The sequence below is a fragment of the Stenotrophomonas sp. YJH_SMC_43 genome (assembly GCF_059372535.1).
In genome coordinates this window covers 526,985-549,498 of the sequence record NZ_JCAFVQ010000001.1, presented here as the reverse complement: position 1 = coordinate 549,498, position 22,514 = coordinate 526,985, and the positions used below count along the sequence as shown (strand labels likewise).

The following is a 22,514-nucleotide window of genomic DNA, read 5'->3' as shown; positions in this document are numbered from 1 at the left end:
CCGGGCATGGCCCGGCGCTACCGTTTCACAGATTGGCGGTGCAGTTGCGGGCAGGTGCCTCAGCCCGCATCCACTGCCAACGCGCCCAGCGCACTGGCCTTGATCCGCTCCTTGGCCTTTTCACAGGCGCCACCGCAATCCAGGCGCGAGGCCTCCAGCTGCGGCGGCAGGTGCTCGGCCAGGAAGTCGATGAACACGCGCACTGCCGGCAGCAGGCCGCGACGCGAGGCGAACACGGCATGGCACACGCCCTGCGGCAGCGACCAGTCCGGCAGCACCACTTCCAGTTCGCCGTTACGCACCGCATCGGCGCACACAGTCTCCGGCAGCATGGTGATGCCGAAGCCGTCCTTCACCATGCTCTGCAGTAGCGGGAAATCGAAGCCGGCCACGCGTGGCTGCAGGTCGACCCGGCGCACTTCGCCTTCCGGCCCATGCAGTTCCCAGCGCTGGCGCGCTTCGTCTTCGCTGATGCTGAGGGTGACGTGCTGGGTCAGCTCTTCCGGGTCCTTCGGGCGGCCAGCGCGGTCCAGGTACTTCGGGCTGGCCACCAGCAGTTCCTGCACCTGTCCGAAGCTGCGCATCACCAGGCTGCCGTCGTCGTCCAGGCGCGAACGCACGCGCAGGGCCACGTCATAGCCTTCATTGATGATGTCCACACGGCGGTTGCTGATGTTCAGCTGCAGGCGCACCTTCGGGTACTGCTCAAGGAACTTGGGCAGCAGCTTGGGCAGCTGCATCTGCGCCAGCGACACCGGCACGCTGGCGCGCACCACGCCGCGCGGTTCCGCACTGAGGCGGTCGACCACTTCGCGGGCGGCCTGCGCCTCGGCCAGCATCGTCTGCGCGTGGCGGTGCACGCTGGTGCCAACGTCGGTCACGGCGAAACGACGCGTGGAGCGCTGCAGCAGGCGTACGCCCAGGTCGGTTTCCAGCTGGCTGATGCGGCGGCTCAGGCGCGACTTGGGGATGCCCAGCGCACGCTCGGCGGCGGCAAATCCGCCGTGGTCGACCACCATCGCGAAGTAGTACAGATCATTCAGGTCATGCATGCCCGAGTTCCATATTTAGAACAATACGTGGCATTCAACCATCTTTATCCCGCCTTTGCAACAACCTATCGTTCTCTCCGTCGGCGGGGCCACCCCGCCCCTCCCTCCCAGAACATAGGTGACTGCCATGAAGCTTCTGCATCTCGACGCCAGCGTGCTTGGCGAGAACTCCGTCTCCCGCCACCTGACCGCTGCCGTGGTGGCCCGCTTCAAGCAGCAGATCGAAGGGCTGCAGATCGATTATCGCGATCTTGACGCCAATCCGGTACCGCATCTTCGCAGCAGCTCGCTGGCCAAGGCGGACGCGGCCGAAGCCGCCGACGCTGAACAGGTGCTCGAGCAGTTCCTTGCCGCGGACATCGTGGTGATCGGCGCCCCGATGTACAACTTCAGCATCCCGTCCACGCTGAAGGCCTGGATCGACCGCGTGGCCGTGGCCGGACGCACCTTCAAGTACACCGAGAACGGCCCGATCGGCCTGGCCGGCGGCAAGCGCGTGATCGTGGTCAGCAGCCGCGGCGGCATCTACACCGATTCGCCGGCCGACTTCCAGGAACCGTTCCTGCGCCAGACGTTCGCCTTCTGGGGCATCAACGACATCGAGTTCGTACGTGCCGAAGGCATCGCCTACTCGCCGCAGCACCGTGAAGACGCCATCGCTGGCGCGTTGGCGGCCCTGCCGTCGCACGAAGCGGCTGAAGCCGCCGCTGCATAAGCGTTCCAGCGTTCGGCACCCCTCTCTCCTCGTCTGGGCGCTGAACGCGGGCCGGGATCCCCTCCCCCATCCCGGCCCACCCTGGCGGGCCCGCTTTGCGGGGCCGCTTTTCTGTGTCTGGCCCGAGGGCTCGCCATCCACGCACGGCGTGGATCTACTGCACGTGTGCGTGGATTCGGTGCCATGCGCGGCGCTCACCAGAACGTTAGGCTGGGGCCATGAACTACATCGTGACCACTGCACACCGCAGCGAATTTCCGCACCCGATCACCCTGCGCCGTGGCCAGGCGCTGGTGGTGGGCCAACGCTATGAAGGCCCGGAGGGCTGGGACGACTGGTTCCTGTGCGAAGCCGAAGGGCAGCAGCCCGGTTTCGTGCCGGCGCCCGTGATCGGTCGCACTGCGCAGGGTGACGCGTTTGCCACCGAGGATTACTGCGCACGGGAGCTGGATGTGGATCCCGGGCAGGTGCTGCGTGGGCAGCGCACGCTCAATGGTTGGGCGTGGTGCGTGCCGGAGACCGGCGAACCGGGATGGGTGCCGCTGGAGAAGCTGCGGGCCATGCGGTAATCGCGGGGTTCATCCACGCATGGCGTGGATCTACTGAGGCATCGGTGAATTCATGCCGGGCGCGTGCAACATCCTCCAGTAGATCCACGCCATGCGTGGATTCGGTGCCATGCAAGCATGGCACCCACCAGAGCCACAGCGGTGCCATGCATGCATGGCACCCACCCGATCAGAGAATCAGGCGATGGTTTCCAGCCCACCCATGTACGGGCGCAGCGCTTCCGGCACGGTGATGCTGCCGTCGGCGTTCTGGTAGTTCTCCATCACTGCGATCATCGCGCGGCCAACCGCCACGCCCGAGCCGTTCAGCGTGTGCGCCAGTTCCGGCTTGCCGGTGGCCGGGTTGCGCCAGCGCGCCTGCATGCGGCGGGCCTGGAAGTCACCACAGTTCGAGCACGAGGAGATCTCGCGATAGGTTTCCTGCGACGGCAGCCAGACTTCCAGGTCGTAGGTCTTGATGGCCGAGAAGCCCATGTCGCCGGTGCACAGCAGCACCTTGCGGTACGGCAGGCCCAGCTTTTCCAGCACCACTTCGGCGCAGCGGGTCATGCGCTGGTGTTCGGCGTCGCTGTCTTCCGGGCGGCAGATCGAGACCAGCTCGACCTTCTCGAACTGGTGCTGGCGGATCATGCCGCGTACGTCGCGGCCACCACTGCCAGCCTCGGCACGGAAGCACATCGAGTGGGCGGTCATGCGCAGCGGCAGGCGCTCGGCCTCGACGATCTCGTCGCGCACGATGTTGGTCAGCGGCACTTCCGAGGTCGGGATCAGGTAACGCGTGGAGTCGCCCACGGCGGTCTTGAACAGGTCGTCCTCGAACTTCGGCAGCTGGCTGGTGCCACGCAGTGAATCAGCGTTGACCAGCAGCGGCACGTTGGTTTCCTCGTAGCCGTGCTCGCCGGTGTGCAGGTCGACCATGAACTGGGCCAGCGCACGGTGCAGGCGCGCGATCGGGCCGCGCAGTACGGTGAAGCGCGAGCCGGACAGCTTGGCCGCGGTCTCGCCGTCCAGCCAGCCGTTGCGGGCGCCCAGTTCGACGTGGTCGAGCACCTTGAAATCGAACTGGCGCGGGGTACCCCAACGTGCCTGCTCGACGTTGTCGTTCTCGTCGGCACCGGCCGGCACGTCATCGGCCGGCAGGTTCGGAATGCCCATCGAGATCGCTTCGATCTTCTCACGCAGCTCGTCCAACGCCACTTCCGAGGCCTTCAGCTCGTCGGCGAAGGCGGCAACCTCGGCCATGATGGCCGAAACGTCCTCGCCCTTGGCCTTGGCCTGGCCGATGGCCTTGGAACGGCTGTTGCGCAGGCTCTGCAGCTCCTGGGTCCGCACCTGGATGCGCTTGCGATCGGCCTCCAGGGACTCCAGGGCAGACACGTCGAGCTCGAAGCCGCGGCTGGTGCGCAGGCGTTCGGCGAGGTCGGCGGGCTGGTGGCGGAGCAGGGCTGGATCAAGCATGGCAGGTGTCGTGGTGGGTATCAGGGATGGGATTATCGCTTGTTATACGGATTTCTGCCGCCCGGTTCATTCCCGCCGTGGCAGAATCGGGCTATTCCGTACTGGTCCGGTCCATGTCTGCACCCCGCTCGTCGTCCGCCAAGTCGTTTACTGTGCATATCCCGCGCAACGCCCTGAAGATCGCCGGCATCGCCTTCGGCGTGGGCGTGCTGCTGTTCGTGCTGGTCTGGCTGACCGGCCGTGACAAGGAGTTCTTCCGCGCCGACCCGGCCGCGCAGACCCCGCAGGAAACCGCCCAGATCGAGCCCCTGCCGGAACCGTTGGCCGCTGCGGCCGGCTCCAGCGACATGCCCGATGCCAAGCCGGCCCCGGTCGAGGAAGAAGCGCCGAAGCTGGTCGAAACCGCCCCGCCACCGCCCGCCCCGATCGCCGAGCCGGCCCCGGCCACCCCGGGCGCTGCCCCGGCCACGACCGGCAACAGCCAACCGATGCCGATTGCCGGTCAGTCGCCGCCGCCGTCGTACCCCGCCGCCGCCCTGCGCGCCGGCGAAACCGGTACCGTGGTGGTACGCGTGGATGTAGACGCCACCGGCTATCCGAACAACGCCACGGTGATCCAGCGCAGTGGTTCACGCGACCTCGACCGTGCCGCCACCGACGCCGTACGCCGTTGGCGTTTCACCCCCGCGCAGAGCAACGGCCAGCCCGTCCCCGGGAGCATTGAAGTGCCGTTCGACTTCAAGACCCAGTAACTGAACACTTCCCGGCAGGCAAACTGAACCCTGCCGGTGGCGTTGACGCAACGCTGACACTTCTCCTCCGTGGCTCGCGCAACACTTCCCACGTCGTCCATTGACGGAAGGAGTTAGCGATGACTGCCACCACCCACGAAGACCTTCATTCGCCGCAGCTGCAGGAGGATTCCAGCCTGCAGCACAAACCCACGTCGCCCTGGATGTGGATCGCGCTGATCGTGGCGATGTTTGCTGCCGCCCTGCTCTGGCTGCGTCATTCCAACCAGGAAGATGTGGCGCCAGCGCCGGTCGGTGAGCGCATGCTTCCAGCCCCCGAGCAGGCCGCGGTGACGGATGCAGCGGCCCCTGCCGCGCGCCAGGCAGCCCCGGCTACTGCTTCGCGGAAGGCCGCGCCGGTAGCGCGCAATCGTGAGGCCCGCCCGCTGGCCAGCAACCGCATGCCCACCTACCCCGCCGCTGCGCTGCGTAGTGGCGTGCAGGGCAGCGTGATCGCCAGCCTGAGTGTAGATACCCACGGCAATGTCGCTAATGCTGCGATCGTTTCGCGCAGCGGCGAGCGCAGTCGTGATCTGGATCGCGCGGTGCTGAACACCGTGCAGAACTGGAAGTTCCAGCCGGCGATGCACGAGGGCCGTGCCGTCGCCAGCGTGGTGCGGGTCCCGGTGGATTTCCGTACCGAGCAGCGTTGATCGCGGACGAGGGGTTCGTGATGTTTAGACGGAGGCTTCGGCCTCCGTCCTTTTATGCGGAAAAGCGTGCCAACCGAGGTTGGCACCTACCGGATGAGGTGAGCGCGCCAACCGAGGTTGGCTTCTACCGTGCAATGCGATCCGCCGGGCGTGGCCCGGAGGTTGCTGTGACGATCAGGCCAGGTTGAACCCGGCGCTGCGCGCCAGGCCATCGAAATCCGGGAAGGACGTGGCGACATTGGCGATATCGTTGATGCGCACTTCGCCGTCACTGATCTGGCCGGCGATGGCGAACGCCATGGCGATGCGATGGTCACCGTGGCTTTCGATGGTGCCGCTGCCCAGGCGAACGCCACCATGCAGGGTGGCGCCGTCTTCGGTTTCGTCCACCTGCATGCCCAGCGCGCGCAGGCCGGTGGCCATCGCAGCAAGGCGGTCGGATTCCTTCACCCGCAGCTCGGCCGCACCGCTCACCACGGTCTGGCCTTCTGCGGCGGCGGCGGCCACGAACAGCGCCGGGAACTCGTCGATCATGTCCGGCACCAACGCTTCCGGAATGCGCGCGCCCTTCAGCGGGGCGTAGCGCACCACCAGGTCCGCCACCGGCTCACCGCCCTGCTCGGCCGGATTCTCTTCGGTGATGTCCGCCCCCATCAGGCGCAGCGCGTGCAGCAGGCCAGTGCGGCGCGGGTTCAGGCCGACCTGCTTCAGGCGCAGCTCGGAACCCGGAATGATGCTGGCGGCCACCAGGTAGAACGCCGCAGACGAGAAGTCGGCCGGCACCACGATGTCCGTGGCGCGCAGGCGCTGGCCGCCACGCAGGCGGGCCTTGCCCGGTGAAAATTCGATGTCCACGCCGAACGCCGACAGCATGCGCTCGGTGTAGTCACGGGTCGGATGCGGTTCCAGCACGCTGGTTTCGCCCTGCGCGTACAGGCCGGCCAGCAGCACTGCGGACTTGATCTGTGCGCTGGCCACCGGCGAGGCGAAGTCGATGCCGTGCAGCGACTGGCCGCCATGCACATGCAACGGCGGCGTGCCGTCATCCTGGGTGTCGATCTTCGCGCCCATCTGCGACAGCGGGCCAGTGACGCGGCGCATCGGGCGGCCCGACAACGATTCATCGCCGATCAGCGTGCAGTCGAATGCCTGGCCTGCCAGCAGGCCGGCCAGCAGGCGCATGCCGGTACCGGCGTTGCCGCAGTCCAGCGGTGCGCTGGGTGCCTGCAGGCCGTCGATGCCGACGCCGTGCACGATGCGCTGCGACGGGCTGGGGGTTTCGATGCGCACGCCGAGCTGGCTGAAGATGCGCGCCGTGGCGCGGGTGTCTTCGCCTTCCAGGAAGCCCTCGATATGCGAGGTGCCATCGGCCAGCGCGGCGAACATCACCGAGCGGTGCGAGACCGACTTGTCGCCGGGAATGGTCAGGCTGCCCTGCAGCGGCTGGCCCTTGCGGGCAATCCAGTGTTGCGCGTTGCTCATCGTTCGATCATTCCGTAAACACCGGCAGCGCCGGCGATGCATCAGGGAGCGGCGGCTGTTGCCGCCGCAGCAGCACTCAGGGCACGGCCACCGGGTAGGAGCCGAGCACCTTGATCTGCGCCGAGTGCGCTTCCAGTTCGGCCAGGGCAGCCTGCATCGGCGCGTCGTCGATGTGGCCCGCCAGGTCGATGAAGAAGCCGTACTCCCACTTGCCGTGGTGCGACGGCCGCGACTCGATGCGGTTCATGCTGATGCCGTGGCGGGCGAACGGGCTGAGCACGTCGAACAGCGCACCGGGCTTGTCATGGATGAACACCAGCACCGAGGTGCGGTCGTGGCCGGAGGTCGGGAAGATGTTGCGACCCACCACCAGGAAGCGGGTGGTGTTGTCGGCATCGTTCTGGATCGGCTTGGTGACCACCTTCTTCAGGCCGTACACGTGGCCGGCGCTCTCGCCACCAATGGCCGCCGCATCATCGGCGTTGCGCGCGCGACGCGCGCCTTCGGCGTTGCTGGATACCGGAATCTTCTCGGCCTTCGGCAGGTTGGCGCGCAGCCACGCCGAGGTCTGCATGAACGACTGCGGGTGTGCGTAGATGCGCTCGATGTCCTCGAGGCGGCCGCTGCGCGACATCAGGTACTGCTGCACGCGCAGTTCCACTTCGCCACAGATCTTCAGGTTGGAGGTCAGGAACATGTCCAGAGTGATCTGGATGGTGCCCTGCCCCGAATTCTCCACCGGCACCACGCCGAAATCGGCGTTGCCCGCTTCCACTTCCTGAAACACCTCCTCGATGCTAGCCATCGGCAGGCCCAGCGCGGAGCGGCCGAAGTGCTTGAGCACCGCCTGCTGGCTGAAGGTGCCTTCCGGGCCGAGGTAGCCGATCTTCAGCGGCTCCTGCTGGGCCAGGCAGGCCGACATGATCTCGCGGTAGACGTGCACCAGCAGTTCATCGCTGAGCGGGCCTTCGTTACGGTCCACCACCATGCGCAGCACCTGCGCTTCGCGCTCGGGGCGGTAGTAGTCGACGGCGGCGGCGAGCTTGCCCTTGGCCTTGCCGACCTGGTGGGCGAAGCGCGCGCGCTCAGCGATCAGGTTCTGGATGTCACGGTCGATCTGGTCGATCTTCGAGCGCACATCGGCCAGCGCCAGCGGCGCCAGGGTAGGCGCCGGATTCGACGCGGCCTTGGACGTGCTCTTGCCCTTGGCCTTGGTGGAGGCGCTGTCCTTGGCCGGTTCGGCCTTCTTCGGCGCCTTCTTGCTGGATTTGCTGCTTGCCATCGGAGTTCCTTGTTGCGGGGCACACACCCGACGGTGCGCGCCGTTCATTGCTCAACCGTGACGCTGCTGGAAATCAGCCATGAAGGCGACCAGCGCCTCGGCCCCGGCCAGCGGCATGGCGTTGTACAGCGAGGCACGGATGCCCCCGACCACCTTGTGTCCCTTCAGCGCCAGCAGGCCGGCGGCCTTGGCTTCGGCGACGAAGCGGGCATCGAGCTCGGCATCGGGCAGGAAGAACGGGATGTTCATCCGCGAACGGGCCGCATGTGCGACCTCATTGCGGTAAAAGCCGCCGGAGCCGTCGATGGCGCCGTACACCAGCGCGGCCTTGGCGGCGTTGCGCTTGGCGAACTCGGTCACGCCGCCTTCGGCCAGCATCCACTTGAACACCAGGCCCGCCAGGTACCAGTTCCAGGTCGGCGGGGTGTTGAGCATCGAATCGCGGGCGACGTGCGAGCGGTAATCGAAGATGTCCGCGCGCGGCTGGCCACTGCGCTCGAGCAGGTCGCGGCGGATGATCATCACCGCGATGCCGACCGGGCCGAGGTTCTTCTGCGCGCCGGCATAGATCACGCCGTAGCGGCGCACGTCCAGCGGCTCGCTGGCGATGGACGAACTGAAGTCCGCGATCAGCGGAACGTTGCCGGTGTCGGGCACATCACGGAACTCGACGCCGTGGATGGTCTCGTTGGCGGTGATGTGCACGTAGGCGGCATCGGGCGACAGCTGCCAGTCGGCACGCGCCGGCAGTTCGCGGTAGCCGTTGGCCTCGCTGCTGGCGGCGATGTTGACGTCGACGTAGACACCGGCCTGCTTGACCGCGGTCTTGCCCCAGTGGCCACTGACCACGTAGTCGGCACGTTGGCCGGGGGCGGCGAAGTTGAGCGGGATCAGCGCCTGCTGGGTGGTCGCACCACCGGACAGGAACAGCACCGCATAGTCGTCGGGGATGTCGAGCAGGCGTCGCAGATCGGCTTCCGCCTCGGCAGCCACGGACATGAATTCCGCGCCGCGATGGCTCATTTCCACGATGGAGGCACCGGAACCGTGCCAGTCCAGCATTTCCGCCTGCGCCTGGCGCAGGACCGATTCCGGCAAGGTTGCAGGGCCGGCACTGAAGTTGAACGCGCGCGTCATGTCACACCTGTGGGGCAAGACCCCTAGTATGCCGCAGTGCACCAGCCTTGCGGCCTTGTGGCGCAAGGGAAATTTGGTTTCATTGGAATCCATTGGCCACCCGCATGGCGCCGGTAGTCGCCGACCATGGTCGGCGTACGCCGTCAGGCGTCATTCCCGCCGAAGGAGCGTGCCGACCAAGGTCGGCACCTACCGGAAGCGGGTGGGCACACGCCGCGTGGGTAGCGTCGGGCCATGCCCGGCGGATTCAGATCAGCGCGCGCCGAACCAGAGCAGCAGGCTGAGCAGCGCGGCCAGCAGCAGCGCACTGACCAGCAGCCACGGCCAGCGCCGGACCTTGCGCGGCACGGCCGGCAGCACCGGCGCCTGCTCGGCGTCCTGGCTGGACTCGTCTTCATCCGGCAGCGGGCGCCGGCGCGGGTCATGCGGCACTTCCAGCACGAACCGGTGCTGGCCATCGAACACGACCTGGTCGCCCGCCTGCAGCCAGCAGTGGCGCACGGCCACACCGTTGACCCGGGTGCCGTCGGCACTGCCCAGGTCACGCAGCAGCACGCGCTCGCCGTGCACTTCCACGCGGGCGTGCTGTTCGGCGAAGGCCGGCTCATTGATCTCGATGTCAGCGTCGCCGCCGCGGCCGATCAGGCGGGACCGCGACAGCGTGAAGCTGCGGCCATGGTGCAGGCCACCGACACCGCGCAGCAGGCGCTGCTGCTCATCGGAGCCGTCGTCGTTCTTCGGCGCAGGCGCCTGCAGCAGGCTCTCGACCTCGCCCTGCAGGACCATTTCCACGCCGTCCACATACACCGCATCGCCGGCACGCAGCAGCGCCATGCGCCGCACCGGGCGACCGTTCACATGAATGCCGCGGATACCGTTGCCGACCTGCAGCCAGAGGCCGCGATCATCCACGCAGAACTGCGCCAGCAGCAGGGCACCGTGGCCGGCATCGCCGAGCCGCACACTGCCGTTGGCCTGGCGCACGATGCGTTGCACCCCGGGCCGCAGCGGCTGGTCGGGCTGTTGTTGCTGACTGAAGTGGACAAGCAGGTTCTGCACGCGGCGCAGCCTAGCAGGTTGGCCGCCAACGAAGAAGAACCCACGATGAGTGCTTGGCGCGGAGGCTCTCGATGCGCACAATGCTCGCCCTCATTGATCATCCCCGCCCTGCGCCAGGAGCCTGCATGTCCACCATCGATGTCCGCCACGCCCACGCCCTGCCCGACGCACAGGCGCGCACCGCGATCGAACAGGTTGCCGCCAAGTTGTCCGAGCGCTTCGGCCTGAAGTCGTCCTGGACTGCCGACGTACTGAATTTCTCCGGCAGCGGCGTGGACGGTGCGATCGAACTGCAGCCGGGCGCCGTGCGCGTGACCGCCAAGCTGGGCTTCCTGCTGTCGGCGATGAAGGGCATGGTCGAAGGCGAGATCCAGCGCGTGCTGAAGGAAAAGCTGGGCTGAACCCCGGCGGCGGCCATCACGGCCGTGCAACGCCAACGCGCGCTACTCTCGGGGGCAGGCCCAACTCCCACGGGAAGTGCGATGAACCAGTACGAAAACGATGACCGCCGCAACAACGACGCCTCGTTCGGTGACCAGGCCGAGCGCTTTTCGCGCAAGCTGAGTGACTCGGCGCAGCAGGTCTGGCTGGCCGGCCTGGGCGCTCTTGGCCGTGCACAGGCCGAAGGCAGCCGCTTCTTCGACGGCCTGGTGAAGGAAGGCGAAGCCTGGGAAGCCCGCCGCCGTGAACGCAACGGCGAACAGGGCCCGGGCTGGCGCGACAACGTTGAAACCTCGCTGGACGAGGCCCGCGAGAAGGCCTCCGGCACCTGGAACAAGGTTGAAAAGGCGTTCGACGATCAGGTGCAGGGCGTACTCAAGCGCCTGCACGTACCCACCGCCGACGAGGTGACTGCGCTGGAGGCTCGCATCGATGCGTTGCAGGCGCGCCTGGCCAAGCTGGAGAATCGCGACGCCTCGGGCACTGATGCACCTGCACCGGGCAGCCATCAGTCGCCAGGCAGCGTGCCCTGACCGGCCATTGTTGCAATGCAATAAATTTTGATTGACAATCGCGAGCAACCCGCCAATCGCTTCGGCTGCCGTTTGTTCCCTCCCCTCACGGCTTCAGGATTGGCGGGTTTTTCGTGCCTGCGGTATTCCGAACTGCGCGTTCCATCACGCTTCCTGTCAGGAACATCCTGACTCAGCGGCACGGCGCGACCTTTACACTGTCGCCTTCGCATTCGCCCCTTCTGCGCACCTCCTGCATGCTCCCTTGGATCCTGGCCCTGCTGTCGGCCCTGTTTACCTGTTCCCTGGCCGTTGTCTATCTGTGGTGGATCAAACGGCGGCAGAAGGAGATGCAACTCGGCCTGCAGGCCCTGGCTGGCATGCACTGGCGCGAATTCTCGGTACTGGTCAAGCGCATGCTGCGCGAGCAGCGCGGCCTGCGCGAACTGGATGGCCCAGGCGAGGAATCCCGTGAGCCCAGCAGCGATTTCCTGCTCAGTGACGGCCCCAACAGCTGGCTGGTGTCGTGCAAGCACGGCCTGGCCTACCGCATCGGCACCGCCGCGGTGAACGAGCTGGGTGCGGCCGCGCGCCTGGCCGGGGCCAAGGGCGGCGTGCTGCTGACCGAAGGCCGCATCGAGCGCGATGGCCGCAGCGCCGCCGAGAAGCAGGCGGTCGAGGTGCTGGACGGCCCGCGCCTGTGGCCGCTGCTGCAACCCTATCTACCGGCGGAAATCGAAACCCGTGTGCGCGCCAGCGCCCGCCGTGAAGCCCTGCGCCGGATCGCCATTGCCGCGCTCGGCGCGGTCACGCTGGGCCTGCTGGTGGGATTGAGCCTGCAAGGGCTGCACGTGCAGGACGCCCCGCCCGTTGCCGAGGTGGCGGTCGCCCCCGCGCCGGTTGCGCCTGCGGTTGAAGCGGCGCCCGAACCGGCGCCGGCCCCCGCCACCATGCCGCCGGCCGCTACGCCTGCACCGGCCGCGCCCTCAACCGATGCGCGCAGCAACCCCAACCCGGATGCCGCTACGCTGGAGCGCTTCCAGGCCGATCTGTCCCGTGCCTTGGCCGGCAAGCCCGGCATCGCCAGCGGTGTCTGGTTGACCCGGCAGACGCTGGCGATCAACCGCACCGGCGAGCTGGACGCGGTGTGGCCGCAGGTCTGCGAGGAAGTGCTGCACTACCCCGCCCTGCGCAACGTGCGCATCCAGCTCAATGCCCGACCCGGTGTGGATGAGCCGGTGCGCTGGCGCCAATGCGCCACGTATTGATGGGGCAGCATCCACGCATGGCGTGGATCTACCAGGGATTCACACGCGTCGGATAATCCCAACCGGGATTCAGTAGATCCACGCCATGCGTGGATACGCCTCTAGCGCGCCCCAGGCGCGAAGCGCGCAACCAGGTCCCAGGCATCGCCGAGGAACACCTGGCGCACGCGGGTGATCGGCTGCTCACCGCGCCAGGTCAGGCGCTCGATCACCAGACAGGCGGTACCGGGCTTCACATCGAGCAGCTTGGCGGTGACAGCATCCGCGCCCCAGGCACTGATGCGGTGCTGGGCGCGGGTCCACGACACGTTCTGCAGCAGCCAGCTGCCCGGCGCGGTGGTGCTGAAATCGACCTCCAGCACCTCGGGCACGCCGACGGGGCTGATCAGGCGATGCTCCAGCGCCAGCGGGCGGCCATCGGCCAGGTGCAGGCAACGCATCGCCAACAGCATTTCGCTGCCGGCCAGTTCCACTTCGCCGGCATTGCCCACTTCAGCCAGGCGCATCTCGCGCTGCAGCAGCCGGTAGCCGTACTGATGCCCGCGCGAACCGACCTCCATCGCAATGTCCGGAATTTCCAGCGCCACCTGCTCCAGGTGTGGCGGCTGTCGCGCCACGAACGAACCCGCACGACGGCGACGTTCGATCATGCCGCTCTCGGCCAGCGCGGTCAGCACCTTGTTCACCGTCATCCGCGAGCAGCCGTACTGCTCCATCAGCTCGTGTTCGTACGGAATGCGGAAGCCCGGCGCCCATTCTCCGCTGAGGATGCGGCTTTCCAGATCGCTGCGGATACGCTGGTTGAGCGTGGCGGACTTGCTGGCCTTCACGTAATGGGGTCCCGGTGGCGGAGGCGATCAGCCCAGCACGCCCTTCAGGGCGGCGGCGAAGGCGGTGGTGATCGCCTCGCGCCGCAGGTGGCGGCCCTCGGCCACGCATTGGCGGCCATGGCGCCAGACCGATCGCAGCGCGCCATTACGTGCGGCGAACACCCAGCTGTCAAGCCATGCGTCATCCTGTCGCGCCTGCAGCGCCGGGTGCGCGGCGTCCAGTTCGACCAGATCGGCACTGGCACCGACCTGCAGGCCAGCGGCCACGCCCAGCGCCTGCGAACCACCATGCAGTGCGCCTTCGAACAGGAAGCGGCCGGTGCTGCGGGTGGCGTCCGGGGCCAGCACATTGCGCCCACGCAGGGTCAGGCGTTGGCCGTATTCGAGCAGGCGCAGTTCTTCGGCGGCATCGATCAGCACGTTGGAATCGGAGCCGACACCGAAACGTCCGCCCTCGCGCGCGAACGCCTGCATCGGGAACAGACCGTCGCCCAGGTTGGCTTCGGTGATCGGGCACAGGCCGGCCACCGCCTGGCTGGCCACGATGGCGGCGCGCTCGTCGTCGGTGATGTGGGTGGCGTGCACCAAGCACCAACGCGCATCGACCGGTGCGTGGTCGTACAGCCACTGCACCGGGCGCTGGCCGCTCCACGCCAGGCAGGCCTCGACTTCACGCACCTGCTCGGCGATATGGATGTGCACTGGTCCGTCGGTAAGCGGCAGCAATGCACTCAATTCCTCGCCGGTGACCGCGCGCAGGCTGTGCGGCGCGATGCCGAGCACTGCATCCGGCAGCGCGGCCAGTGCCGGCTTCGCCGCGTCCAGCAACTGCGCGAACCCCTCCACATCGTGGATCAGGCGACGCTGAGCGGGATTCGGCGCTGCCCCGCCGAAATCGGCATGCGCATAGAACACCGGCAGCAGGGTCAGGCCGATGCCGGTCTGATCGGCCGCCGCCGCGATCCGCGCACTCATCTCGGCACGGTTGGCATAGGCGCGGCCGTCGGCATCGTGGTGCAGGTAGTGGAATTCGCCGACGCGGGTGAAGCCGCTTTCCAGCATTTCCATGTAGGCCTGGGCGGCGATGGCCTGCACCGCGTCCGGGCGCAGATGGGCCAGGAAGCGGTACATCAGTTCGCGCCAGCTCCAGAAGCTGTCACCGTCACCGCCGCCGATCTCGGTCAGGCCGGCCATGCCGCGCTGGAAGGCGTGGCTGTGCAGGTTGGGCAGGCCCGGCACCAGGATGCCGACGCGGATGTCACCGTCCTGCGCGCCCTGCCCCGTGCTGATCGCGGTGATGCGGCCGTCCTGAACCTGCAGGCGGACATCACGGGCCCAGCCCTCGGCCAGCAAGGCGTGGACGGCATGGAAACTGAGCAGGGAACGCGAATCGGACATGGCTGGACAACCCGAAATGGACGCCTATATTGTATAGACATATAAGCACAGCCGCGTTGTGGATGCCATGCACGTCGAAACCCTCTGGTCCAACGTCCACCTGATCACCCTCGATGGCGAGGGCCTGGGCGTCATCCGCGATGGCGTGCTGGCCTGCGCCGACGGCCGCATCGTCCATGTCGGCCCGGCCGGCAGCGACGCCCACCTGAAGCCGACCACCCGCATTGACGGCGAGGGCCGCTGGATATCGCCGGGCCTGATCGACTGCCACACCCACCTGGTCTACGCCGGCAACCGCGCCAACGAATTCGAGCAGCGCCTGCAGGGCGTCAGCTATGCCGACATCGCCCGTGCCGGCGGCGGCATCGTCTCCACCGTGCGCGCCACCCGTGCCGCCACACCGGAACAGCTGGCCCGCGAAAGCCGGCCGCGCCTGCTGGCAATGCTCGCCGAGGGCGTGACGACCCTCGAGATCAAATCCGGCTACGGCCTGACCCTGCCCGACGAGCGCAAGCAGCTGCAGGTGGCACGTGCATTGGGTGAGGAATGCCGGGTCAACGTGGTGACCACCTTCCTCGGCGCGCACGCAATTCCGCCGGGCCGCGAAGCACAGGAGTACACCGACGAGGTGTGCGACGTGATGATTCCGGCCATCGCCGCGGAAGGCCTGGCCGAAGCGGTGGACGTGTTCTGCGAGAACATCGCGTTCTCGCCGGCGCAGGCGCGGCAGGTCTTTGAAGCGGCCCGCGCCAACGGGCTGGCGGTGAAGATCCATGCCGAGCAGCTGAGCAACCAGCATGGTGCTGAACTGGCCGCCAGCTTCGGTGCACTCTCGGCCGACCATATCGAACATCTGGATGACGCCGGCATCGCCGCGATGGCCGCCGCCGGCACCGTGGCCGTGCTGCTGCCGGGCGCGTTCTATTTCACCCGCGATACCACCCTGCCGCCGGTCGCTGCATTGCGCGCCGCCGGCGTGCCGCTGGCCCTTGCCACCGACAGCAACCCCGGCACCTCGCCGCTGACCAGCCCGCTGCTGGCGATGAACATGGGCGCGACCCTGTTCCGCCTGACCGTGGATGAGTGCATCGCCGGCTTCACCCGTGAAGCGGCGCGCGCACTGGGCCATGGCGAGCGTATCGGCCGCCTGGCCGTCGGCATGGACTGCGACCTGGCGATCTGGGACATCGACGCCCCCGCCGACCTGGTCTATCGCATTGGATTCAACCCGCTGCACGCGCGCGTGGTGCGCGGACAGCCCGACCTGCCTGCCTCCTGGAGCAACACATGAGCAACACCCTGGTTCTTCGCCCCGGCCATGTCACTCTCGCCCAGTGGCGGCAGGTCTATCGCGGTGCGCCGCTTGCACTGGACCCGGCCGCGCTGCTGGTGGTGCGCGCCAGCGCTGCGGCGGTGGCCGCCATCGTCGCCAAAGGCGCACCGGTGTATGGCATCAACACCGGGTTCGGCAAGCTGGCCAGCGTGCGCATCGAGCGCGAAGACCTGGCCACCCTGCAGCGCAATATCGTGCTCTCGCACGCTGCTGGCGTGGGCGAACCGATGCCGGCCAGCGTGGTGCGGTTGATGATGGCGCTGAAGCTGGTCAGCCTGGCGCAAGGCGCATCGGGCATTCGCGAGGAAACCCTGCTGCTGCTCGAAGCGATGCTGGTCAAGAGCGTGCTGCCGGTAGTACCGGCGCAGGGTTCGGTCGGCGCCTCGGGCGACCTCGCGCCGCTCTCGCACCTGGCCAGCGTGATGCTGGGCGTCGGCGAAGCGTTCATTGGTGACGAACGCCTGCCCGCAACCGACGCACTGGCGCGTGCCGGCTTGCAGCCGATCGAACTGGGCGCGAAGGAAGGCCTGGCGCTGCTCAACGGCACCCAGTTCTCCACCGCCTATGCGCTGGCCGGCCTGTTCGAGATCGAAACCGTGTTCCAGGCGGCACTTGTCACCGGCGCGTTGTCGGTGGAAGCGGCCAAGGGCTCGGACACCCCGTTCGATCCGCGCATCCATGCCATCCGTGGCCAGCGCGGCCAGATCGCCACAGCGGCCACGCTGCGCACCCTGATGCAGGGCTCGGGCATCCGCGAGTCGCACCGTGACAACGACGTACGCGTGCAGGATCCGTACTGCCTGCGTTGCCAGCCGCAGGTGATGGGCGCAGCGCTGGACATCCTGCGCCAGGCCGCGACCACCCTGGAAATCGAAGCCAACGGCGTGTCCGACAATCCGCTGGTGTTCACCGATACCGGCGAAGCACTGTCTGGCGGCAACTTCCACGCCGAGCCGGTGGCCTTCGCCGCCGACATGCTGGCGATGGCGGTGTGCGAGATCGGCTCGATCAGCGAGCGCCGCCTGGCGATGCTGGTGGACCCGGCGCTGTCCGGCCTGCCGGCGTTCCTGACCCCACGCCCGGGCCTGAATTCCGGCTTCATGATTCCGCAGGTGACTGCCGCTGCGCTGGTCTCGGAAAACAAGCAGCGCGCCTACCCGGCCAGCGTTGATTCGATCCCGACCTCGGCCAACCAGGAAGACCACGTGTCGATGGCCGCACACGGTGCGCGGCGCCTGATGCAGATGGCCGAGAACGCGGCCAACGTGATCGGCATCGAACTGCTGGCCGCGGCGCAGGGCTGCGACTTCCATGCGCCGCTGCGCTCCAGTGCCGCGCTGGAAACCGTGCGCGCCACGCTGCGTGCGCAGGTGCCGACGCTGGAAGAAGACCGCTACTTCCATCCGGACATGGTAACCGCCACGAATCTGGTGCGCAGTGGTGCGCTGGCGCAGGGCCTGACCGACCTGCTGCCAACCGTGGAACCACAGGCATGAATACCCATCCCGAATGGCTGACGGTGCACGAGGGCGACGCCCCCCTCATCGTCAGCTTCCCGCATACCGGCAGCGAGCTGCCGCACGACCTGATCGGCGACTACCACTCGCCGTGGCTGGCACGCCGCGATGCCGACTGGTGGGTGCACGAGCTGTACGACTTCGTGCGCGGCATGGGCGCGACCACGGTTCGCTCGGCGATCTCACGTTCGGTGATCGACCTCAACCGCGATCCCAGCGGTGTGTCGCTGTACCCGGGCCAGAACACCACCGGCCTGTGCCCGCTGACCACCTTCGACAACCAGCCGCTGTACCACGCGGGCCGCGAGCCGGATGACGCCGAGATCGCGCGGCGCCGCGACACGTATTTCCTGCCCTACCACGATGCGCTGGCCGCACAGATCACCCGCCTGCGCGCGCAGCACGGTACGGTGGTGGTGTACGACGCGCATTCGATCCGCTCGCATATTCCGCACCTGTTCGATGGCGAGCTGCCGCAGTTCAACCTCGGTACCGCCGGGCCGTCCGGCGCACCCGACACGTCCTGCGACAACGCCTTGAGCGATGTGGTGGAAAACCTGCTGAAGATCAGTGGCATGAGCCAGGTGCGCAACGGCCGCTTCAAGGGCGGCTGGATCACCCGCCACTACAGCAACATCGCCGGCGGCGTGCACAGCCTGCAGATGGAGCTGGCCTGCCGTGGCTACATGCACGAACCCCTGCCGGACCAGGTGGACGAACACAGCTGGCCCACCCCGCTCGACCCCGACCACGCCGCACCACTGCGCCACACCCTGGCGCAGGTGCTCAATGCCTGCCTTGAATTCGCTACGAACCGGAGCGCCGCATGACCCGCAACGACCCGTCCCGCACCATCGCCGCGCCGACCGGCACCACGCTCAACGCCAAGAGCTGGCTGACCGAAGCGCCGTTGCGCATGCTGATGAACAACCTGCACCCGGACGTGGCCGAGCGGCCGCAGGAGCTGGTGGTGTACGGCGGCATCGGCCGCGCCGCGCGTGACTGGGAGAGCTTCGATGCCATCGTCGAAACGCTCAAGCGCCTGGACGACGACCAGACTCTCCTGGTGCAGTCGGGCAAGCCGGTGGGTGTGTTCCGCACCCATGCCGATGCACCGCGCGTGCTGATCGCCAATTCCAACCTGGTACCGCGCTGGGCCAACTGGGACCACTTCAACGAGCTGGATAGGAAGGGCCTGGCCATGTACGGCCAGATGACCGCCGGCAGCTGGATCTACATCGGCGCGCAGGGCATCGTGCAGGGCACCTACGAGACTTTCGTGGAAATGGGCCGCCAGCACTTCGGTGGCGACCTGACCGGGAAGTGGCTGTTCACCGGCGGCCTCGGCGGCATGGGCGGTGCACAGCCGCTGGCTGCCGTGATGGCCGGCGCCTCCTGCCTGGCCGTCGAGTGCCGCAAGAGCAGCATCGACATGCGCCTGCGCACCGGCTATCTGGACACCTGGACCGACAATCTTGACGAAGCGCTGCGCCTGATCGAGGCGTCGTGCAAGGCCGGAACGCCGAAGTCGGTGGGCCTGCTCGGCAACGTTGCCGACGTGCTGGCCGAACTGCTCAAGCGCGGCGTGAAGCCGGACCTGCTGACCGACCAGACCTCCGCGCACGACCCGGTGAACGGCTACCTGCCGCAGGGCTGGACCGTCGAGCAGTGGGACGAGAAACGTGTCTCCGCCCCCAAGGAAGTGGAAAAGGCTGCGCGTGCCTCGATGGCCAACCACATCCGCGCCATGCTCGGCTTCCACGCGCTGGGCGTGCCGACCGTGGACTACGGCAACAACCTGCGGCAGATGGCGCTGGAAGAAGGCGTAGCCAATGCCTTCGATTTCCCGGGTTTCGTGCCGGCGTATATCCGCCCGCTGTTCTGCCGTGGCATCGGCCCGTTCCGCTGGGCGGCGCTGAGCGGCGATCCGGAAGACATCGCCAAGACCGATGCCAAGGTGAAGGAGCTGATTCCGGACAACCCGCACCTGCACCGCTGGCTGGACATGGCTGCCGAGAAGATCAAGTTCCAGGGCCTGCCGGCACGTATCTGCTGGGTCGGTCTGGGTGATCGTGATCGACTCGGCCTGGCGTTCAACGAGATGGTCGCCAACGGTGAACTGAAGGCGCCGGTGGTGATCGGCCGTGACCACTTGGACAGTGGCAGCGTCGCTTCACCGAACCGCGAGACTGAAGCGATGGCCGACGGCTCCGATGCGGTCTCCGACTGGCCGCTGTTGAACGCCCTGCTCAACACCGCCAGCGGCGCGACCTGGGTGTCGCTGCACCACGGCGGTGGCGTGGGCATGGGCTTCTCGCAGCATGCCGGCATGGTGATCGTGTGCGATGGCACCGAGGCAGCGGCGAAGCGGATTGGCCGCGTGTTGTGGAACGACCCGGCGACCGGCGTGATGCGCCATGCCGATGCGGGCTATGAGATCGCGATCGACTGCGCGAAGGAGAAGGGGCTGGATCTGCCGGGGATTCTCGGCTGATCGCAGGGGTGCCGGCCACTGGCCGGCACTACCGCAAGGCACCTGTAGAGCCGAGCCATGCTCGGCTCAGTGCTTCCAGGGTCACGACGCCTGACCGGAAGGCAGCCGAGCATGGGCTCGGCTCTACATGATTCGACTTGATCGGATCACTTCCGGGCCAGCGGTTTAACATCAATCGCATAGCGTGGAAACGCAGGTGTGGCGAACTCCCTGAGCATGTGCAGGTGCGGCTGAATCTTTAGCTTGCGCACATTCTCAATGGTGAATTCTCCGCCGCAAACCAACGCTGGCTCAAAGCCAAACATCTCATCCGCCAGCAAGTTCCCACAAGTGTTCACAGCCCTATCGAAGAGCAGTTCTTCATCCCCATCCATCAGATCAAAATCGTCGAGCTCCGCACAGGCGAAGAAGGCCTTGATGCCACCGTCCTGTCGTGCAAGAGACTTCGGCCTCAAACAGTTCTGAAGAGCAAACACTTCACTGCTGACTGGATCGATGTTCAAGCCCGCACCTGATGCTTCGCCGCACAGGTAGAGGCGTCCAAACCCGCTTCTGGCAAACACATGGTAGGTATCGATCTGTGTAAATGGAGTACCGGCCAACCACGCGCGCATCAGGCCGTCGTAGTCCTCGGGATTCACCGTCCACAGGCGTCCGTTGCCATAGTTCGCCCATCCATCCCGACGCCAATAGCTCAAGAGCGATTCGGGCAAGATGCCCGTCCACTTGGAGAAGCTGGTCTCTGGCACCGGATCGTGTTCAGTTGCCTCTCCGAAGCTCTCGATGAAGAGCGCGAAATCCTCATCCTCCTCCATTAACCCTCCCATGCAAGGCTATCTCGTCGGTTTGGACTGAGGCGTTCTTATATCTGGTGCCTCATCCGTCGCGAAGAGCTGTTTACGACAGGCCATTGGAAATTCACGCATTCACATAGGCGCCCGCCTCCGCTTGACCCGTCGACCGCCGCTGAGCAACATGCGCCATCACCGCTGATGGATCACCGCGATGTACCGCACCTTTGCTGCTGCATTGCTCTGCGCCCTGTTCGCTGCTCCACCCGCTTCTGCGCGTGGGCTCCCCGTCGGCCTCTCTTCACAGCTCGAAGCCCAACTGCAGACCAACCGCAAGCGCTACGGCATCGCCGGGCAAGCGGTGCTGGTCGCCCACAACGGACAGGTGCTGTACCAGGGCGCCAGCGGCGAGCGTGACCCGGCCTCCCACGCACCGGCCACCGTCGATTCCATTTTTGCCGCGCAATCGATGGCCAAGCTGCTGACCAGCACGCTGGTGATGCAGTTGGTCGATCAGGGCAAGGTGGATCTGGATGCGCCGGCCAGTCGCTATGTGCAGGACCTGCCCACTGCATGGCAGGCGATCCACGTGCGCGATTTCCTCAACCACAGCTCAGGTATCGGCGAGTACTACGACCGCGTGGACAACCGCTGGGTGAGCAAGGGCTACCCCGGTGTAGCCCCTGATCTTGCCGCTGCACTGAAGGTGGCCGGCGCGGCACCAATGCAGTTCGCCACCGGCAGCCGCGTGCAGTACACCCAGGCCAACTACCTGGTGCTGACGGCGTTGCTGGAAGCGCACTATCGCAAGCCCTACCCGGCCATCGCGCGCGAACGCATCCTGCAGCCATTCAAGATGACCAGCACCTCATGGGGCGTCACCAGCGTGCCAGCCACGCGCGCGGCGGTGCCTTACATCGGCAGGGACGGCCAACTGCAGCCCGCCAATGAAGACCCTTGGCCGGGCTACGGCTGGGGCCATGCCGATCTGCAGACCACCGTAGGCGACATGAACCGTTTCCTGCAGGCGCTTGCGACCGGCAAGCTGGTGCGCACGGCGACCCTGGAAAAACTCTGGCAGCCGCAGAAACTGGCCGGTGGCGGCAACAATTTCTTCTCCACGGGATGGGACACCACCCGCAGCGACGGCTACACCCAGGTTGGCCACGATGGCGGCACCCGCGTTCGTGCGCGGTTGGCCTACAAGGGCACGTTGGCCAGCGGTTACTGGGTGTTCGTGTATCTGACCAACGGCAGCGCCCGCAATGTCTGGTCCAGCACGCTGGTGGAGAGCGCGATGGCGGTGGCCGCGCCGCAGGAGTTTCCTCACGCTGTGCTGTCCGAACAGTTGATCGGCTACGCGCTGGATGACAGCGCCGATGCGAAACCGCTGATGCGTAGCTGGCTGCGCGACAGCAATGGCGTTCCCACCGGCGAACTGAAACGTGCGATCAATGGTGATGGCTACGCCATCCGCGAGAGTCTGGGTGCCAGCAAGGCACTGAAGGTGTTCGCGCTCAACGCCGAGTTGTATCCGGATTCGGCCAATGTGTGGGACAGCCTGGCCGAGTGCCATGCGGCATTGGGCGAAAGGGAAGCGGCTGATCGGCTGTATGCGAAGGCCAAGGCGCTGGCGAAGCCCTCGCTCTAAACCCTGCTGTAGAGCCGAGCCCATGCTTGGCTGCTCTTCGTTGCGATCGCAGGAGACCCGCACGCGCTGCGCGCGATAGCC

General features: G+C 66.8%; 21 protein-coding genes. 12 read left to right on the top strand and 9 right to left on the bottom strand.

Annotated features, from left to right (window positions below; genetic code table 11):
• Positions 1-59: 59 nt before the first annotated feature.
• Positions 60-1,052, bottom strand: coding sequence for a LysR family transcriptional regulator (locus AC5QAH_RS02515; protein ID WP_005410175.1), 993 nt, complete (start codon positions 1,050-1,052; stop codon positions 60-62).
• Positions 1,053-1,179: 127 nt separating this feature from the next.
• On the opposite strand from AC5QAH_RS02515, the gene AC5QAH_RS02510 reads away from it, so the two are divergent.
• Both AC5QAH_RS02510 and AC5QAH_RS02505 read left to right on the top strand, forming a co-directional pair.
• Complete coding sequence (locus AC5QAH_RS02510) at positions 1,180-1,767, top strand: FMN-dependent NADH-azoreductase (RefSeq protein ID WP_010480565.1); 588 nt, start codon at positions 1,180-1,182, stop codon at positions 1,765-1,767.
• Positions 1,768-1,985: 218 nt separating this feature from the next.
• Positions 1,986-2,336 carry an SH3 domain-containing protein gene (locus AC5QAH_RS02505; protein WP_171954494.1) on the top strand — a complete coding sequence of 117 codons (351 nt, stop codon included), beginning with the start codon at positions 1,986-1,988 and terminating at the stop codon, positions 2,334-2,336.
• Between the two features lie 177 nt (positions 2,337-2,513).
• Here AC5QAH_RS02505 and serS read toward each other — a convergent pair whose 3' ends face one another.
• Entirely contained in the window at positions 2,514-3,794 is a 1,281-nt protein-coding gene (serS, locus tag AC5QAH_RS02500) for a serine--tRNA ligase (RefSeq protein ID WP_010480564.1), read from the bottom strand.
• 113 nt (positions 3,795-3,907) lie between these two features.
• Between serS and AC5QAH_RS02495 the strand changes: the two genes are divergently transcribed.
• Positions 3,908-4,546, top strand: coding sequence for an energy transducer TonB (locus tag AC5QAH_RS02495; protein ID WP_224328289.1), 639 nt, complete (start codon positions 3,908-3,910; stop codon positions 4,544-4,546).
• Between the two features lie 119 nt (positions 4,547-4,665).
• Positions 4,666-5,238 carry an energy transducer TonB gene (locus AC5QAH_RS02490; protein WP_049482538.1) on the top strand — a complete coding sequence of 191 codons (573 nt, stop codon included), beginning with the start codon at positions 4,666-4,668 and terminating at the stop codon, positions 5,236-5,238.
• 174 nt (positions 5,239-5,412) lie between these two features.
• On the opposite strand, the gene aroA is transcribed toward AC5QAH_RS02490, so the two are convergent.
• From aroA to AC5QAH_RS02470, 4 genes are all read right to left on the bottom strand, one after another.
• Complete coding sequence (gene aroA / locus AC5QAH_RS02485; protein WP_053443256.1) at positions 5,413-6,720, bottom strand: 3-phosphoshikimate 1-carboxyvinyltransferase; 1,308 nt, start codon at positions 6,718-6,720, stop codon at positions 5,413-5,415.
• Positions 6,721-6,796: 76 nt separating this feature from the next.
• Complete coding sequence (pheA, locus tag AC5QAH_RS02480) at positions 6,797-8,002, bottom strand: prephenate dehydratase (RefSeq protein ID WP_019337283.1); 1,206 nt, start codon at positions 8,000-8,002, stop codon at positions 6,797-6,799.
• A gap of 51 nt (positions 8,003-8,053) precedes the next feature.
• The gene (gene serC / locus AC5QAH_RS02475; protein WP_241874278.1) at positions 8,054-9,139 is read right to left on the bottom strand and encodes a 3-phosphoserine/phosphohydroxythreonine transaminase; all 1,086 of its coding nucleotides are present in this window, start codon (positions 9,137-9,139) and stop codon (positions 8,054-8,056) included.
• A gap of 252 nt (positions 9,140-9,391) precedes the next feature.
• Positions 9,392-10,198 (bottom strand): FHA domain-containing protein, encoded by an 807-nt coding sequence (locus AC5QAH_RS02470; protein ID WP_010480552.1) that lies wholly within the window; start codon positions 10,196-10,198, stop codon positions 9,392-9,394.
• Positions 10,199-10,323: 125 nt separating this feature from the next.
• On the opposite strand from AC5QAH_RS02470, the gene AC5QAH_RS02465 reads away from it, so the two are divergent.
• The 3 genes from AC5QAH_RS02465 to AC5QAH_RS02455 all read left to right on the top strand — a co-directional run bounded on the left by AC5QAH_RS02465 (position 10,324) and on the right by AC5QAH_RS02455 (position 12,419).
• Entirely contained in the window at positions 10,324-10,599 is a 276-nt protein-coding gene (locus tag AC5QAH_RS02465; protein ID WP_049455440.1) for a polyhydroxyalkanoic acid system family protein, read from the top strand.
• 81 nt (positions 10,600-10,680) lie between these two features.
• Entirely contained in the window at positions 10,681-11,172 is a 492-nt protein-coding gene (locus AC5QAH_RS02460) for a phasin family protein (protein ID WP_049455441.1), read from the top strand.
• Between the two features lie 236 nt (positions 11,173-11,408).
• The gene (locus tag AC5QAH_RS02455) at positions 11,409-12,419 is read left to right on the top strand and encodes a restriction endonuclease (protein ID WP_049455442.1); all 1,011 of its coding nucleotides are present in this window, start codon (positions 11,409-11,411) and stop codon (positions 12,417-12,419) included.
• A 101-nt stretch (positions 12,420-12,520) separates the two neighbouring features.
• Here the strand turns inward: AC5QAH_RS02455 and hutC are convergent, their stop codons facing one another.
• Positions 12,521-13,249, bottom strand: a complete 729-nt coding sequence (gene hutC, locus AC5QAH_RS02450; protein ID WP_049455443.1) for a histidine utilization transcriptional repressor HutC — start codon at positions 13,247-13,249, stop codon at positions 12,521-12,523.
• A gap of 27 nt (positions 13,250-13,276) precedes the next feature.
• Entirely contained in the window at positions 13,277-14,647 is a 1,371-nt protein-coding gene (locus tag AC5QAH_RS02445; protein WP_049455444.1) for a formimidoylglutamate deiminase, read from the bottom strand.
• 67 nt (positions 14,648-14,714) lie between these two features.
• On the opposite strand from AC5QAH_RS02445, the gene hutI reads away from it, so the two are divergent.
• Genes hutI through hutU form a run of 4 tightly spaced genes read left to right on the top strand, consistent with a single transcriptional unit; the run spans position 14,715 to position 19,991 of the window.
• Positions 14,715-15,938, top strand: coding sequence for an imidazolonepropionase (gene hutI / locus AC5QAH_RS02440; RefSeq protein ID WP_049455486.1), 1,224 nt, complete (start codon positions 14,715-14,717; stop codon positions 15,936-15,938).
• Positions 15,935-17,476: a histidine ammonia-lyase gene (gene hutH / locus AC5QAH_RS02435; protein ID WP_049455445.1), complete on the top strand. Its 1,542-nt coding sequence runs from the start codon at positions 15,935-15,937 to the stop codon at positions 17,474-17,476. The genes hutI and hutH overlap by 4 nt, the downstream gene beginning before the upstream one ends.
• A complete protein-coding gene (gene hutG, locus AC5QAH_RS02430) occupies positions 17,473-18,327 on the top strand; it encodes an N-formylglutamate deformylase (protein ID WP_049455446.1) in 855 nt (284 codons plus the stop codon). Before hutH ends, hutG begins: the two co-directional genes overlap by 4 nt.
• The gene (gene hutU, locus AC5QAH_RS02425) at positions 18,324-19,991 is read left to right on the top strand and encodes a urocanate hydratase (protein ID WP_010480532.1); all 1,668 of its coding nucleotides are present in this window, start codon (positions 18,324-18,326) and stop codon (positions 19,989-19,991) included. Before hutG ends, hutU begins: the two co-directional genes overlap by 4 nt.
• A gap of 146 nt (positions 19,992-20,137) precedes the next feature.
• On the opposite strand, the gene AC5QAH_RS02420 is transcribed toward hutU, so the two are convergent.
• Positions 20,138-20,806: a GAD-like domain-containing protein gene (locus AC5QAH_RS02420; RefSeq protein ID WP_049455447.1), complete on the bottom strand. Its 669-nt coding sequence runs from the start codon at positions 20,804-20,806 to the stop codon at positions 20,138-20,140.
• 190 nt (positions 20,807-20,996) lie between these two features.
• Here AC5QAH_RS02420 and AC5QAH_RS02415 point away from each other — a divergent pair, with 190 nt between their 5' ends.
• A complete protein-coding gene (locus AC5QAH_RS02415) occupies positions 20,997-22,433 on the top strand; it encodes a serine hydrolase (RefSeq protein WP_049455448.1) in 1,437 nt (478 codons plus the stop codon).
• The last annotated feature ends 81 nt before the right edge of the window (positions 22,434-22,514 follow it).